General features: G+C 68.9%; 15 protein-coding genes. 9 read left to right on the top strand and 6 right to left on the bottom strand.

The genetic code is table 11. The features are described from left to right. Positions 1-44: 44 nt before the first annotated feature. The 6 genes from BLW75_RS14685 to BLW75_RS14660 all read left to right on the top strand — a co-directional run bounded on the left by BLW75_RS14685 (position 45) and on the right by BLW75_RS14660 (position 4,165). Entirely contained in the window at positions 45-530 is a 486-nt protein-coding gene (locus BLW75_RS14685; RefSeq protein ID WP_034313773.1) for a DUF6423 family protein, read from the top strand. Between the two features lie 8 nt (positions 531-538). Then, entirely contained in the window at positions 539-1,858 is a 1,320-nt protein-coding gene (locus BLW75_RS14680; RefSeq protein WP_034313776.1) for an FAD-dependent oxidoreductase, read from the top strand. Next, on the top strand, positions 1,851-2,324 hold the full coding sequence (locus tag BLW75_RS14675; protein WP_034313778.1) for a DUF6187 family protein: 474 nt from the start codon (positions 1,851-1,853) through the stop codon (positions 2,322-2,324). Before BLW75_RS14680 ends, BLW75_RS14675 begins: the two co-directional genes overlap by 8 nt. Next, positions 2,296-2,841 carry a carboxymuconolactone decarboxylase family protein gene (locus BLW75_RS14670; protein ID WP_034313781.1) on the top strand — a complete coding sequence of 182 codons (546 nt, stop codon included), beginning with the start codon at positions 2,296-2,298 and terminating at the stop codon, positions 2,839-2,841. The genes BLW75_RS14675 and BLW75_RS14670 overlap by 29 nt, the downstream gene beginning before the upstream one ends. A 284-nt stretch (positions 2,842-3,125) precedes the next feature. Next, positions 3,126-3,317, top strand: a complete 192-nt coding sequence (locus BLW75_RS14665) for a hypothetical protein (RefSeq protein WP_034313783.1) — start codon at positions 3,126-3,128, stop codon at positions 3,315-3,317. Positions 3,318-3,556: 239 nt separating this feature from the next. Then, positions 3,557-4,165 carry a response regulator transcription factor gene (locus tag BLW75_RS14660; RefSeq protein ID WP_034313785.1) on the top strand — a complete coding sequence of 203 codons (609 nt, stop codon included), beginning with the start codon at positions 3,557-3,559 and terminating at the stop codon, positions 4,163-4,165. Here the strand turns inward: BLW75_RS14660 and BLW75_RS14655 are convergent. Next, positions 4,162-6,483 carry a sensor histidine kinase gene (locus BLW75_RS14655; RefSeq protein WP_091597610.1) on the bottom strand — a complete coding sequence of 774 codons (2,322 nt, stop codon included), beginning with the start codon at positions 6,481-6,483 and terminating at the stop codon, positions 4,162-4,164. The two genes, BLW75_RS14660 and BLW75_RS14655, sit on opposite strands and share 4 nt — an antisense overlap. A gap of 359 nt (positions 6,484-6,842) precedes the next feature. Between BLW75_RS14655 and BLW75_RS14650 the strand changes: the two genes are divergently transcribed. Beyond that, positions 6,843-7,463: an L-threonylcarbamoyladenylate synthase gene (locus tag BLW75_RS14650; protein WP_034313787.1), complete on the top strand. Its 621-nt coding sequence runs from the start codon at positions 6,843-6,845 to the stop codon at positions 7,461-7,463. Positions 7,464-7,505: 42 nt separating this feature from the next. Here BLW75_RS14650 and BLW75_RS14645 read toward each other — a convergent pair whose 3' ends face one another. The 3 genes from BLW75_RS14645 to BLW75_RS14635 all read right to left on the bottom strand — a co-directional run bounded on the left by BLW75_RS14645 (position 7,506) and on the right by BLW75_RS14635 (position 9,822). Next, the gene (locus BLW75_RS14645) at positions 7,506-8,192 is read right to left on the bottom strand and encodes a winged helix-turn-helix transcriptional regulator (RefSeq protein WP_034313790.1); all 687 of its coding nucleotides are present in this window, start codon (positions 8,190-8,192) and stop codon (positions 7,506-7,508) included. Positions 8,193-8,239: 47 nt separating this feature from the next. Continuing rightward, entirely contained in the window at positions 8,240-9,052 is an 813-nt protein-coding gene (locus BLW75_RS14640; protein ID WP_034313792.1) for an AfsR/SARP family transcriptional regulator, read from the bottom strand. Positions 9,053-9,216: 164 nt separating this feature from the next. Beyond that, on the bottom strand, positions 9,217-9,822 hold the full coding sequence (locus BLW75_RS14635) for a response regulator transcription factor (protein ID WP_034313794.1): 606 nt from the start codon (positions 9,820-9,822) through the stop codon (positions 9,217-9,219). 439 nt (positions 9,823-10,261) lie between these two features. Between BLW75_RS14635 and BLW75_RS14630 the strand changes: the two genes are divergently transcribed. Continuing rightward, a complete protein-coding gene (locus tag BLW75_RS14630) occupies positions 10,262-11,257 on the top strand; it encodes a DUF1702 family protein (RefSeq protein ID WP_034313797.1) in 996 nt (331 codons plus the stop codon). Between the two features lie 78 nt (positions 11,258-11,335). Here the strand turns inward: BLW75_RS14630 and BLW75_RS14625 are convergent, their stop codons facing one another. Further along, on the bottom strand, positions 11,336-12,034 hold the full coding sequence (locus tag BLW75_RS14625; RefSeq protein WP_034313799.1) for a helix-turn-helix transcriptional regulator: 699 nt from the start codon (positions 12,032-12,034) through the stop codon (positions 11,336-11,338). Between the two features lie 466 nt (positions 12,035-12,500). Between BLW75_RS14625 and BLW75_RS14620 the strand changes: the two genes are divergently transcribed. Further along, entirely contained in the window at positions 12,501-13,106 is a 606-nt protein-coding gene (locus BLW75_RS14620; protein WP_034314039.1) for a response regulator transcription factor, read from the top strand. A gap of 12 nt (positions 13,107-13,118) precedes the next feature. Here the strand turns inward: BLW75_RS14620 and BLW75_RS14615 are convergent, their stop codons facing one another. Next, positions 13,119-14,198 (bottom strand): carboxylate-amine ligase, encoded by a 1,080-nt coding sequence (locus BLW75_RS14615; RefSeq protein WP_034313801.1) that lies wholly within the window; start codon positions 14,196-14,198, stop codon positions 13,119-13,121.

The raw sequence follows: 14,198 nt of genomic DNA, 5'->3' as shown, positions 1-14,198 counted from the left end.
CGGGATTGGATGTTTCCACTCGGGTACGCGCACGTGACATTCAGATGGCCGGTGTCGCCGACGTCCGGCGGCGGGTGCTGATGATCTCCGGGGCGATCGACACCACCGAGCACGACATCTCGGTCAGTGTCAATCTCCCGGAACCGGGCCGCTGGCAGGTGATCAAGTCCGAGACCAACCTGACCGACAAGACCTGGGTCGCGATGCAGGTCGTCACCGACGAGGACTCGACCTTCGTCAACGACGCCGAGACGCTCGTCCTGTCCCGCCAGTTCTCGAAGTCCTTCATGACGCCGGACCAGCGCCGCCTCACCTTCTACGACGGTGAGGTACGGCCCGGTGAAGCGGTGCTCAAGGTGTACTCGCTCGACGCGGGCGGGCGGAAGCCGACTTACTCGTACTCCCGCTACAGCCCGATCGCGACGGACACCGCCGAGCAGTCCCGGCAGACACTGGACGAAATGATCAGCAACGGGATGAAGCAGCGTCCCGTGATCGAGCTGATCGTCCCGGTGACCGTGATCGGCTGAGTACGCCGGTGATCACCTTCGTCCCGGAACCCCATCTCCTCGAATCGCCGCGTGGGCGTGAGTGGCCGGTGCTCCCCGGCACCCGCGCGGCGGTCACCGCCGAACCGCCGCCCGCCGCCGACGTGGTCATCGTCGGCGCGGGCCCGGCCGGGCTCGCGGTCGCTTCCGCGTTGTGGCATCACGGAGTCCGCGACATCGTCGTCGTCGACCGCGACGGCCGTCCCTGCGGCCGGTTCTTCGACCGCATCGATCTGCTCGGCCAGCGCGTGCTGCGCTCGCCGTACGAGCACCACCCCGGCGTCGAGGGCTACCGCGACTGCGAACTCCTGGACTTCGCCCGGCTGCACTGGTCGGTGCTCACGCCGGTGGAACGCCGGGAGATCCGCATGGCGCAGGCCGGGCACCGCTCGGTGGTACCCGTCGACGTCTTCGAGGCCTACTGCCGCCATCTGGCGGCGAGTCATCACGTCACCGAGCGGACCTGGCGCGGTTCGGTCCGCGAGGTGCTGCCGACCGCTGATGCCGTCACCGTGCGCGCCGACCGGTTCTCCGTCACCGCGCGCCACGTCGTGCTGTGCCTCGGCGAGGAGCGCCGGTCCGCCCCGGACACCTGGTGGGGCGGTGGTCATCCGCCGCGCGGCGTGAGCTACTGGGACGAACCCGTTCCCGGCGTCGGCAGGCGCCTCGCCGTCGTCGGCGCCGGCCTCACCGCCGCGCACCTGATCTCCAACGGGCTCGCCGAGGGCCGCGAGGTGCACTGGGTGGTCCGTGAAGCGGGCGAACGCTACCAGTGCGCCGACGTCAACTCGTCGTTCTTCCGGCCGGAAGGCCGCGCTCGCTTCGATGGGGTGAGCTGGTCCGACAGGCTCGAACTGATGGGCCGGTTCCGGCGCGCGTCGATCATGTTCGAGTTCCGCCCGATGCTCGAAGCGGCCGAAGCCGAAGGACGGCTGATCGTGCATCGCGGCAAGGCGATCACGAAGGTGACACCTGGGGCGGGCCTCCACCTCGAAGACGGTTCGCGGGTGTCCGTGGACCACGCCGTACTGGCGCTCGGCACCACGCCGTCGATCGGGGACGGCCTGATGCCCGGCGAGGCCGTCCTCGACCGCGGCGGCTGGCCGCAGCTCGACGAACGCACCTTCGCCTACGTCGGCGCGCCCCGGGTCTTCGCCGTCGGCGCGGCCGCGGGGATGGCGCTGGGACCCGCCGCCCGCAACATCGACGGTCACCGCGTCGCCACCGCACGGGTCGCGGCCACCGTCGCCGAGAACCTGCGCCGGGATCTCCCGCTGCGGACGGCCACGAAGGACGTCGCCCGTGTCTGAGCCCTACGACTCCCGCTTCACCCTGCCGTCGATCGACGACGCTCCCTCGACCGAGGCCGGGGTGATCCTGATGGGACTGGACGCCGAACGCCTGCTCGCCGGCGTCGGGCTCGCCCGGCTCGCCGACGAGCCCGCGCTGGTCGCCCTCGCCGTGGACCAAGCCCGGCACGACGCGCTCGATCTCGGCACCGAAGCGTTGGTGGAAGCCGGGATCCTTCGCTGGCGCGCGGTCCGCCCGCTGATCGAAGCAGGTCCGGAGATGACGTCGGCGGGTTCCCTGCGCCGAGAATGGGACCACGCGACCGCGCGGGTCACCGCCACGGTGACCGGGCTGGGACCGGCATCGGTGTCCTGCCTCGCGGCCTGCTGGCTGCGGCGCGAGGACGTCGACCAGTTCGCCGAACAGGGGCGGGCGCCGGAACAGGGGAGCGCACAAGATGTCCTATCTCGGGTCTTTGCCGACTGACGCCACGTTGCTGCAGGTGTTCCAGAAGTTTCCCGCTCCGGCGTCGAAGCTGCTGGACTTGCACGAGCTGATCATGCGGGCGCCGTCGGCGTTCGGCGCGGGGGAGCGGGAGCTGATCGCGGCCTACGTCTCCGGCGTCAACGACTGCGGGTACTGCCACGGGGTCCACACCGTCACCGCCGAGGCTTTCGGTGTGCCGGAAGGACTTCTGGCCGCCGCGCTCCACGACCTCGCCTCCGCGCCCGTGGACGAGCGCCTGAAGCCCGTGCTGGCCTATGTGGGCAAGCTGACGCGTACGCCGTCTCAGATGACCGATGAGGACGCTGAGGCCGTCTTCGCGGCAGGATGGGGCGAGGCCGCGCTGCACGACGCGGTGCTCGTGTGCGCCCTGTTCAACTTCATGAACCGGATGGTCGAGGGGCTCGGGATCCGCGCCGACGCCGCGTACGCGAAGACGTCCGGCGTGCGCCTGAAAGAGGGCGGATACGCCGGCCTGGCGTCCCTGCTCGGCTCCTGAGCCGCTGTCCACAGTGGACGTATGGATTGGTCTGTTCGGGGTAGTCCTGTGACTGTCGGTGATGGTGGCGTAAAGAATTCACTGCGCCGCGTTCCGTCACCGTGAACGCTGCACATTACTCCATTCGATGGCGGTGATCGCGGGAATGGCGCAGTCGGAAGAACCTTCCGGAGTAGATGAAAAGCACATTCCCGCGATGATGCGCGACACTGGTCGGAAAACGGGCATGCGGGCACGATTTCCTCAGTGAAGAAACACCCGCGACCAGCCTGGGAGTCATTTCGATGCAGAACGCTGTGACCGACAACGTCCGTTCGCTCTTCGCCGTCCGTGGGATCGACACCGCTTCGGCCGGGCACCAGGTCGAGCTGGTGATCGACCGGTTCGACAACTGGTCCAACCGGCAGGGTGGGCAGGCCTTCGGCTGTTTCACCACCGTCTGCACCACCGCCCCGCCGCTGGCCGAAGCCAGCTGAGGGCACCTCGCCGGCCGTCGCTCGCGCCCCGAACGCGAGTGGCGGCCGGTTTTCGTGTGTTGAGCCACGGCACGATGACGGAAAGCGACCGGGCGAGGCGCGGAATTCGTAGCGGTGCGGTTCATTCGGCGTATCGCCCTCACTGGGACAGGTCGGGTGCGTCACTCGAACGGTGGAACGCGTTCCGTACGGGCGTGTTTATGTTGGGTCGTGGGGGTGCGCACGAAGGGGGCGGCGTAATGGCGATCAGAGTTCTCGTGGCCGAAGACATGCATATCGTCAGAGGGGCTCTCGTGGCGTTGCTGCGGTTGGAGCCCGACATCGAAGTGGTGTCCGAAGTGGCGTCCGGCGACGAGATCCTGGCCGCCGCGCGGACTTCACGAACCCAGGTCGCGATCATCGACATCGACCTTCCCGGCAAGGACGGTCTCACCGCGGCCACCGAGATCCACGAGCAGCTTCCCGAAGTCAGGACCCTGATCCTGACCAGCCTTGGCAGGCCCGGCACGCTCCGCCGGGCGCTGGCCGCCAAGGTGAACGGATTCCTGCTGAAGGACGCGCCCGCGGAGAAACTGGCCAACGCCGTGCGCGGCGTGGCGGCCGGGAGGCGCATGGTCGACGGCGACCTGGCCCTCGCCGCCTGGGACACCGTGGAATGCCCGCTGACGCCGCGCGAGATCGACGTCCTGCGGTTGACCGCGGAGGGCCGCGACACGCTGGAGGTCGCGGCGAAAGCGTTTCTCTCCACCGGGACCGTACGCAACTACCTGACCTCGATCGTCGCGAAACTCAACGCGCGCAACCGGGTCGACGCGATCCGGATCGCCAGGGAATCCGGCTGGATCTAGACCGGCACCACCGCGCGCAACCGAAACCGGCCGTCGGGTTCGACACCTGCGGTCAGTTCCCCGCCGAGCCCGGCGACCCGGTCGGACATGTTGGTGATGCCGCTGCCCGGGGCCTCGATCCGCCTCGGCCGATCCCGGTCCGGTGGCTGCCCGTTCTGGACGCCGTCGTTGACGATGTCGAGCGCGACGCCGTCACCGGTCCGCCGCACGGCGATCTCGCAGCGTTCGACCTTGCTGTGCCGCAACACGTTCGTCACGCCCTCGCGCAGCACCACGGCCAGCACCGTCCGCACCGTCGCCGGCAGGTCCTCGTGTTCGACCTCCAGCCGCACCTGGACGTCGGCGGCCGTCAGCACCGCCTTCGCCGAGCGGGACTCCTGGTCCAGTGACAGTTCCCGATAGCCGCTGGCCACCGAGCGGACGTCCGTCAGCGCCTGCCGGGTCAGCCCGAGGATCTCCAGCAGCTCGTCGGAGGCCCGCGTGGTGTCGATGTCCATGATCCGGCTGGTCAGCTCGCTCTTCAGCGCGATCGCCGAGAGGCTCATGCCGAGCAGGTCGTGCAGGTCGCGGGCGAAGCGCAGCCGTTCCTCGGCGACCGCGACCTCGGCGAGCCGTTTCCTGGTCTCGCCCAGTTCGGTGACCAGCCGGATCAGCCAGATGAGCCCGAAGACCATCAGCCCGGTGTTCAGCATGGACGCGAAGGTGTAGAAACCGCCGAGGAAGTCGGCGCCCGCCGCGAGCCGGATCCACAACACGCCGGCGGCCGTCAGGGCGAACGCCGTCCAGCCCGCCAAGGGCGGCAACACCAGCAGCGCGGTGCCGGCGAACAGGCTGGGCATGCTCACCCAGGCGCTCCCGAGGGGGATCAGCGGCAGGAAGATCAGGCAGCCCTGGACGAACAACAGCGCGTAGCTCTGCCGCGAGCGCAGCCGGACGTTCGGCCGGGCGAAATAGGACAGCTGCAGCGTGATCGACGCGGTGAGGTACCCGGCGATGAGCGCGATGGACCAGCCGTCGTCGGTCAGCATGAAGGCGCGGGTCATCGCCGAGAGACCGAAGAGGATGAAGATCACCGTCAGCGTCCATTGGACGTTCCTGGCGTCGATCCGGGACCAGTGGCCGGGCGCCTCGGCCAGCACGGTCTCGGCGGGCTCGATCTGGTCGGGCACCGGGAGTGCGGCGTGCAGCCGCCATCGGCCCGCCGCGTCGGGACCCGCGCTCAGCTCCCCGCCGTGCCCGGCGACCTCCTCGGTCACCTCGCGCAGGCTCTCCGCCGTTTCCTCCGGGAGATCCTCGTGTGCCGTCCCGTCGTGGACGATCTCCAGGACGACCCGGCCTTCGTGCTCGCGCACGGAGATCTCGCAGTGCTCGACGCCCGTGTAGCGGAGCACGTTCGTGATCCCCTCCCGCAGCACCTTCGCCAGCAGGGTGCGCAGCTTCACCGGCAGTTCGACGGGTTCGAGGTCGGCCCGCACGGCGACGTTGGAGGCCGAGAGCAACGACACCGCGGTCCGGGACTCCTTCTCGAGCGACAGTTCTCGGTAACCCCTCGCCACCGATCGCACGTCGGACAGCGTCCGCTGGGCGATCCCGGTGATTTCGGCGAGTTCCGCACGGGCCCCTTCCAGGGATTTGCGCAGCAACCGGAGCACCAGTTCGCCCTTGAGCGCGATCGCGGACAGGCTGAGCCCGAGCAGGTCGTGCAGGTCCCTGGCGAAGGCCAGCCGTTGTTCCGCCACCGCGCGCCGGGCCAGCTCGGTCCTGGCCTGGTGCAGTTCGGTCACCAGCCGCGCGAGCCAGGTCAGCAGGTACACGACCAGGGCGTAGAGGATCGCGGTGATGCTGTCGAGCACCGCTCCGTGCCAGGTGGCGTCGTACGTCCACAGGATCCAGGTCGTGGCCGCCATGAGCACGGCGAACACCGTCCACCCCGTCCGCGGCCGTAACAGCAGCAGTGCGCTGCCCGCCGCGAGCGTGGTCAGCGACGTCAGGGCCGCGTCGAAGTGCAAGGCAGGCAAGTAGGCGAGGCAGGCCTGGACCACCAGCATCGCTTTCGCGCGCCTGGTGTCCAGCCGGACCGCCGGACGGCTGAAGTACAACAGCTGGATCGCCAGCACGGGGCCGACGTAAAGGACCGCGAGCAGCCCATGCCAGAAGTCGACGCCCGGCCGGAGCAGCACGCCGAGGAGACCGACCAGGCAGGAGTTGACGAAGACGACGGTGATGATCAGCCCGGCGAGGAACAGCGCCCGGCGGGGCCGCCGGTCGATGCCGGCGGTTCCCAGCGGTTCGGCGGTCACAGCGAGCTGGTCCGGCACAGGCACCCCAGTGATAACAGAAGACGGCTCGATCCGGTCGCGTTCCCCCTCGCGACGGCCCGGGCCGCGATACGGCCTTCCATCGCTATGATTCGGATCATAACCCATGTTCGTTACCGGGGTTGCTTCCTTCGGGCAAAGGAAGAACGGCGAACAGGGAGACGCTTTCCCTGCTGGGGATAGGAAATTCGGCCGGTCACCCGCAGGTGTGTGGGCTGTTCGCACCACCGGGTTCGTCGCGGAACATGCCATTATGGAAGACGCCGGAGCCGAGGACGGGGCTCCGGGAGATCCACTGTGTACGCGACGCCGGGCGGCCTCTCGCGGCGGGCGAGGACCGGTGGCCTTAAGCTCTGCGCATGGCCAGGTATTTCGACGTACATCCGGAAAATCCGCAACGGCGCGCGATCGGACAGGTCGTCGATATACTGCGCGAAGACGGGCTCATCGCGTATCCGACGGATTCCTGCTTCGCCCTCGGCTGCCAGCTGGGGAACAGGCAGGGCATCGATCGCATCCGGAGCATCCGCAAGCTGGACGACCGCCACCATTTCACTCTGGTGTGCCAGGATTTCGCTCAACTGGGCCAGTTCGTGCACGTGGACAACGCGGTCTTCCGCGCGGTCAAGGCGTCTACACCCGGCAGCTACACGTTCATCCTCCCGGCCACCAAGGAGGTTCCGCGCCGGCTGCTGCACGCCAAGAAGAAGACCGTCGGCGTGCGCATCCCGGACCACGTGGTCACCCAGGCGCTGCTGGGCGAGCTCGGCGAACCGCTGCTGTCGAGCACGCTGCTGCTGCCCGACCAGGAGGAGCCGATGACCCAGGGCTGGGACATCAAGGAACGGCTGGAGCACGTGGTGGACGCGGTGATCGACTCCGGTGAATGCGGGGTCGAACCCACCACGGTCATCGACTTCTCGTCGGGGGAACCGGAGATCGTGCGGCGGGGCGCCGGCGACACCTCACGGTTCGAATAGGAACGGCGGGACCGGCGCCCCGGCCCCGCCGCTGGAACGTCCTCAATGCGTGACGAGCCCTTCGGTCTTCGTCGGCGCCGAGGGGATGTGGAACATCCGGGTGAACAGCTCCAGCTTGTCCGGGTCGCCCTTGACGGCCACGGCGCCGCTGGTGAGCGCGCTCGCGGCGTCCATCTCGCCGTTCAGCAGCTTCAGCATGACCGGGCCGCGCGGCTCGATGACGAGGTCCGGGTCCGGGTGCGGGCCCTCGCCCGCGGTCAGCGCGCCGTCCTCGATCACCGCGTGGATGACCATCTCGCCGCCGTAGTGCATCTCGAACGCGCAGTGGACGCCACGGGCCGCGTCCGGCTGGAACGTGGTGTACAGCGACAGGACGGCCGAGTCGAGGGTGAACAGGTCGTCCGCCGTCGGGTCGCCGAGCGAGCGGGCGCCCCACAGGCCCAGCTGCAGCACGATCTGGTCGAGGTCGTTGCCGTATTCGGTCAGCTCGTAGACCACCCCGGCGTCGAGCTGCGAGAGCACCCGGCGCTGGACGACACCGTGCCGCTCCAGCTCGTTGAGCCGGGTCGACAGGATGCTCATCGGGATCTTCGGCAAGCCCTGTTGTAGCTCGTCGAAGCGTTTCGGGCCGAGTACCAGGTCACGGATCACGAGCAGGGACCAGCGTTCCCCGATGATCTCGAGGGCGCGGGCGAGGCCGCAGAACTGGCCATAGGTGCGAGCGGTCATGCTTGACTCCTCATATTCCTTGATCTGGTGGTGGCGGTGGTGCTCGGTCAGCGGACCGGGTGCCCCTCGGAAAGCAGTTCACGGTGCAGCTCTCGCAGTTCGGCGCTGGGTTTCACCCCCAGTTCGTCCTCGAGCCTGGAGCGCAGCCATTCGTAGGACGCCAGGGCGTCACTGCGCCGTCCGCTGAGCCCCAGCGCGCGGATCAGGTGGGCGTGCAGGGTTTCGTCGAACGGGTCCGCGGTGGTCAGCGACCGCAGTACGCCGAGCATCTCCCGGTGTCGGCCGGCGCGGATCTCGGCTTCGATCCACAGGTCACGGGCGTCGCGCCGGTGCTCCAGCAGATAGACGGTGTAGGCGGCCAAGGTCGGTCCACAGTGGATGTTCGCCAGCGGGGGACCGGACCACAGGTCCAGTGCGGTACGGAACGCGTGCGCGGCCGCCGCGTTATCGCCTTCTTCGAGCAGTTCGCGGCCGAGGCGGTGGAGCCGCTGGAACTCCCACACGTCGACCGCTCCCGCGTCGATCTCGAGCCGGTACCCGGGCGGGCTGGTGACCAGCAGATCGCCGGTTCCGCCGGGATCGAGGTGGCGGCGGAGGTGGTGGACGTAGGTGTGCAGGGTCCGGCGGACACTGCGCGGCGGGGCTTCGTTCCACAGCTCGTGGACCAGGGAGTCGACGTGGACCGTCCTGCCGGGGCGGATGAGCAGCATCGCCAGCAGTTGCAGGAGTTTCGGGGTGCTGGGCGCGCGATCGGTGTCACCGATGTGCAGTTCGAGCGGGCCGAGGAGCCGCGCGCGCACCCCGTGCGGCGCACCGGCCGAGGCGGCCGTGTCACCCGGTTCGATCGTCATCGCGTGCATCCCCTGCCCCTCCGGACTCCCCCTCAATGACGGTGACAGAGGCGGAACCTTCGGAACAGTGCCGGAAACACACTACAAGGCATGATTTTTTCTTTGCCCCGCATGCGATCGTCACGACTTCGGGCGCTGAACCGGTTGTGGCAAAAGAGAAGACGCGGTCAAAGTCAGAGCCAGTCCGAATCGCCGGCGATGCGGATGGCGTCCACCCGGTTGCGGGCGTTGAGTTTCGTCACCACCGTGGCGAGATAGTTCCGGACCGTTCCCGGTGACAGGAACAGTTCGGCCGCGATGTCGGCGACCGTGCGTCCGTTCGCGGCGAGGCGGAGGATCTCGACCTCCCGTGGGGTCAGCGGGCAGTCCTCGGTTTCCCACGCGGACAAAGCGAGTTCGCTGTCGATGACCCGGCGGCCGGTGGCGACCGAGCGGACGGCGTTGGCGAGTTTGTCGGCGGGCGCGTCCTTGAGCAGGAAGCCGTTGACCTTCGCGTCCAGCGCGCGGCGTACGGTGCCCGGACGGCCGAGCGACGTGAGGATCAGGGTGCGGACACTCGGAAGTTGCTGGCAGAGTTCGGAAGCGGCCGTGAGCCCGTCTTTGGCGGGCAGGTCGATGTCGATGATCGCGACGTCCGGCAGGTACTCCGCCGCCATCGGAAGGATCTTGTCGCCGGAACCGACCTCCGCGACGACCTCGATGTCGCGTTCGAGGTTCAGCAGGGCGACCAAGGCGCCGCGGACCATGTGCATGTCCTCGGCCAACAGGACTCGGATCACTCCGACCTCCTCTTCCCCAGAAAAGCAGTAACTCTCAGTGTACCCAGCAAACCCGTAAGAGTGAATCTGATTCGCACGATACAAGGTTGCGCTTTTCCTGGAGATCACTTCGGTCTGATCAAGTCCGGGTGAGCTGCGACGATGCGGCGACTTCGAGAGTGATGAAACTGCGAGCGATCGATTACTCACCGTCATGTAGGAGGGCGGTAAAAAGGCCGCGCGGAGCGCATTTCATTCCCTGTTGAGTACTTTCCATTCCGGTGAATTCGCCCGCCGAACGGGTGAACCAGCCCCCTTGCCGGAAGACGGGGATGGCCTGTTCGGCGGTACCGGCGCCGATCTCGATCGGGCGTCGAGCGGGTGGAGAGCACGGCGTGGTGTCCTCGGCACGAGCCGGTTTCGCACGCGAATTCGCCACTATCCACAAAGGACGTATGTGATGAGCTCATTGCTGGGTGCTCTGCGCAAGGTGTTGTTCGCGCCTTCGCTGGCTTCGGTCGGCTTCGAGGGGCGAGGGTTCGGAGTGCCGCCGACCCCGGCGACCGCCCGCCTGGAGTCGATCCCGCAGTCGGTGGTGTGCGGCTTCGAATGGGGGATCGACGCGCCGGCGCTGTGGGAGGCCGAACGGCGGCTGGACATGGTCGAGCCGGAGCTGCGCGGGTTCGCCTACGAGGGCGCGGCGATGGCGTTCACCATCCTGGACGTCATGCCCGGCGGGCGGAAGGACCGCACGGCCGAACTGATGAGCGGTCCCGGGCTCCCGCACGTGTTCCTGACCTACATCGGCATCGGGTTCGCGATGGCCCGGCTGCCCCGGCCGCTGTGGAAGAAGGTGCTGCCGGAGCTGGACGGCGTCCCGTTCCACCCGACGATGAGCTGGCTGGCCGTCGACGGATACGCCTTCGACCGCGCCTACTTCGACACGGACAAGTGGGTCGGCGAGCAGTTCGTCCCCAAGCCGTACCCGTGGGCCGGCGCCCCCGCCTACTTCCCGCGCGCCTGTGACCAGGGCGTCGGGCGGGCGTTGTGGTTCATCAACGGCGGTGACCCGGTGCAGGTCGCCGAGGCGGTGAACCGCTTCCCCGCCGAACGCCGCCCGGACCTGTGGAGCGGCGTCGGGCTGGCCTCGACCTTCGCGGGCGGTTGCGACCAGGCCGGACTGGAGAGGCTGCGCGAGGCCGCGGGTGAACACCAGGACGAACTCGGTCTCGGCGTCGTGTTCGCGGTGAAGGCGCGGACGTTCTCGTCGTTCGTCCCCCCGCACACCCGCCTGGCCGCGCGGACGCTCGCCGGGCTGAGCATCGAGGAGGCCGTCGACCTGGCCGACTCGACCGAGGTCACCGAGGACGCCGCGGACGGGACGCCCGCGTACGAGCTGTGGCGGCAGAACATCCGGGACGGTCTCGCCCCGACGGTGGGCCGCCTGGCCGCCTGAGGGTCCCTGGATGTCGTGAAAGGGCCGTTCAAGACGCCGGACGTCTTGAACGGCCCTTTCCCGGCACGCGGATGAGGCTCAGGCCGCCTGCCTGACCGGCTGCGGCCGGTGCCGCAGATCGGGGAGCGCGAGCAGGACCGGCGGGTCGAACAGGCGCTTGGGGCGCACCCGCAGGTCCGCCAGCCGCGCCGTGACGCCCGGTTCGACGGTGATCGGCCCGTGGTGCCCGGTGAGCCCGGTGCCGCGGCGCGTGAGCGGCCCGGTCACGCAGTGCGCGACGAGGTGCCAGGTGCCTTCCGGGACGTCGGTCAGCTGATAGGGGCCGGGGACGTCGATGACCGTGTGCCGCACGGGCGCGCCCTCGGGGATACGGGTCGGGAAGAGGCCGACGAACACGAGACCGGGTGAGATCTCCGGCGGAGCGGACACGAAACCGCGGACGATCGCCGGCTTCGCGCCGGGCAGGGGTTCGCCCGCCAGGCGGTGCTGGAAGCCGCCCTGCCGGCGGTACGCGGAGGGAGAGAGGCCCACGCGGTTGCTGAACCGCGTGCTGAAGGTGCCGACACCGTTGTAGCCCACGCGGTGGCTGATGTCGGCGACCGAGATCGAGGTCGTCAGCAGCAGGCGTTTGGCCTCGTCGAGGCGCAGCGCGGACAGGAACCGGCCGGGAGAGACGCCGGTGGCCTGCTGGAACACCCTGCTGAAATGGAATTTACTGAAGGTCGCGGCGCGGGCGATGTCGTCGATAGTGAGCTCTTCGCCCAGTTTCTCGTGCATGGCCCCAATGGCTCGCTCCACGGCTCGCCGGACAGTCTCATCCATTGTGCCGTCCTTTCGCTCGAGGATTTCTGGGATGTTTGCGGTTTCGACACTACTGTTCGCCACCGCTACTCCTGAAGTGCTTGATTCATCGCCCGATATGAATTGCTGTGTGCGGTGACATGAAAATTTCACGGTCGCCGTCCGGCGGCGGGACCATGCGAAAACCACGGTCCGGCAATGGTGCGCGCACTGGATCCCCGTGCCGGGTGAGCGCAGAATTCCTGGTAGCGCATTCCCGTCGGAACCACCCCGACCGTGTTGGCGTGGTGCGAAGAACGTATTCCCGCGACAACACAGAACCGGCCCTCGACCGCGCACCCCCTCGGCGGTCAAGGGCCGGTTTCCATTTCGCGGAACGGGTATGTGAGGATAGTATCGTCGGCTCGGGGGAGAGACGCGGGTGGAAAGGCAGATGGGGTCGATGATCAAGGTCCTGGTGGCCGAGGACATGCATATTGTCCGTGGCGCCCTGGTCGCGCTGCTCGGCTTGGAACCCGACATCGAGGTCGTCGCCGAATGCGCGAGCGGCGACGAGATCCTCCCGCTCGCCCAGTCCGCGCGCCCCGACGTCGCGCTCATCGACATCGACCTGCCGGGCAAGGACGGGCTCACCGCGGCCGCCGAGCTGCACGAGCGGCTTCCGGCGGTCCGCACGCTGATCCTCACTTCGCTCGGCAGCCCCGGCACGCTGCGACGGGCGCTGGCCGCGAAGGTCAACGGCTTCCTTCGCAAGGACGCGCCCGCCGACAGGCTCGCCAACGCGGTCCGCGGGGTCGCCGCCGGACGGCGCGTGGTCGACGGCGATCTGGCGCTCGCCGCCTGGGACAGCGAGGATTGCCCGCTCACCACCCGCGAGATCGAGGTGCTCCGGCTGGCGTCGGTCGGCTCCGACCCGACCGAGATCGCCGCCGAGCTGTTCCTGTCCGCCGGTACCGTGCGGAACTACCTGACGACGATCGTTTCGAAGCTCAGCGCCCGCAACCGGGTCGACGCGGTGCGGATCGCCAGGGAGTCCGGCTGGCTGTGACGCGGGGTCGCCTCACCTGGCCGGGACGGTCATCGTGGCGTGCGCGAGTTCCGCGGCGAACTCGCCGGGGGAGGCCGCTTCCGCGAGCAATCGGCGTTGCCGGGTCGCGCCGGTGCCGTGGCCGAACAGCGCGTCCAACCCTTGCTCGACGTCCTCCTCGTCGCCCGCGGCCCTGAGCGCCGGCCGGACGAACTCGACGAGTTCGCCGAGCAGATCGCGCTGATCGGCCTCCCGGCCGGTGAAGACGTCGACGCCCGGCCCGTCCAGTCCGCGGCGCGCGGCCGCCGTCAACGCCGCGCCGATCCGGGCACCGCGAGCACGCGGCGGTCTCGTGGTTTCGGCGCAGGTCGCGACCAGTCCGCGCACCAGCGCGGCGAGCAACACCGCGTCGTCGACCGACAGGCAGACGTCGGCGATCCGCACCTCGACCGTGGGATACCGCGGGGAAAGCCGGGCGTAGAAGTACACGCCCGCCGCGTCGAGGGCGGCGCGGTGGCGCACGGCCTCCGCGAGGCTCCGGTCGTACGCGGCCGCGCCGGACCATTCTTCGGGTGGTCGCGCCGTCGGCCACCGGTCCCAGAGCGGGAAGCGCCTGCTCGACCATCCTGAGTCGGCGCCGTTTTCGACCGGGGAGTTGGCGCTGAGCGCCAGCAACGGCGCGAGCCACGGCCGCAGCCCGGCGAGGACCCGTGCGCCGAGATCCCGCGACGGCAGACCGACGTGCACATGGCAGGCGCAGGTCCCCGCCTCACGGATCAGGTCCGGGAACGCCTGTGCCATCCGCCGGTACCGGGGCTCCGGCGTGAGCGCGTCTCCCCGCAGGCCGCAGGGCGGGATGCCCGTCGCCACCATCAGGCAACCGTCGGCCCGCGCCGCCGTCGCGACGATCTGCCGCAGCCGCGTCAGCTCCGAGCGCACCTCGTCGAGACCGCGGCAGACGCCGGTCGCGGTCTCGATCTGGAACCGCATCAGCTCACCGGTGACGTCCGGTCCGGGGGCGAGGCTTGCGATCAGTTCGGGGGCTCGCAACGCGACCGAGCCGTCCACCGGGTCGAGCAGGACGAACTCTTCTTCCACACCAAGGGTGAACAT

This window comes from Amycolatopsis lurida (assembly GCF_900105055.1).
Lineage (GTDB): Bacteria > Actinomycetota > Actinomycetes > Mycobacteriales > Pseudonocardiaceae > Amycolatopsis > Amycolatopsis lurida.
Note: the sequence above shows the minus strand (reverse complement) of the source record. Positions and strands in the feature narration are given on the sequence as shown.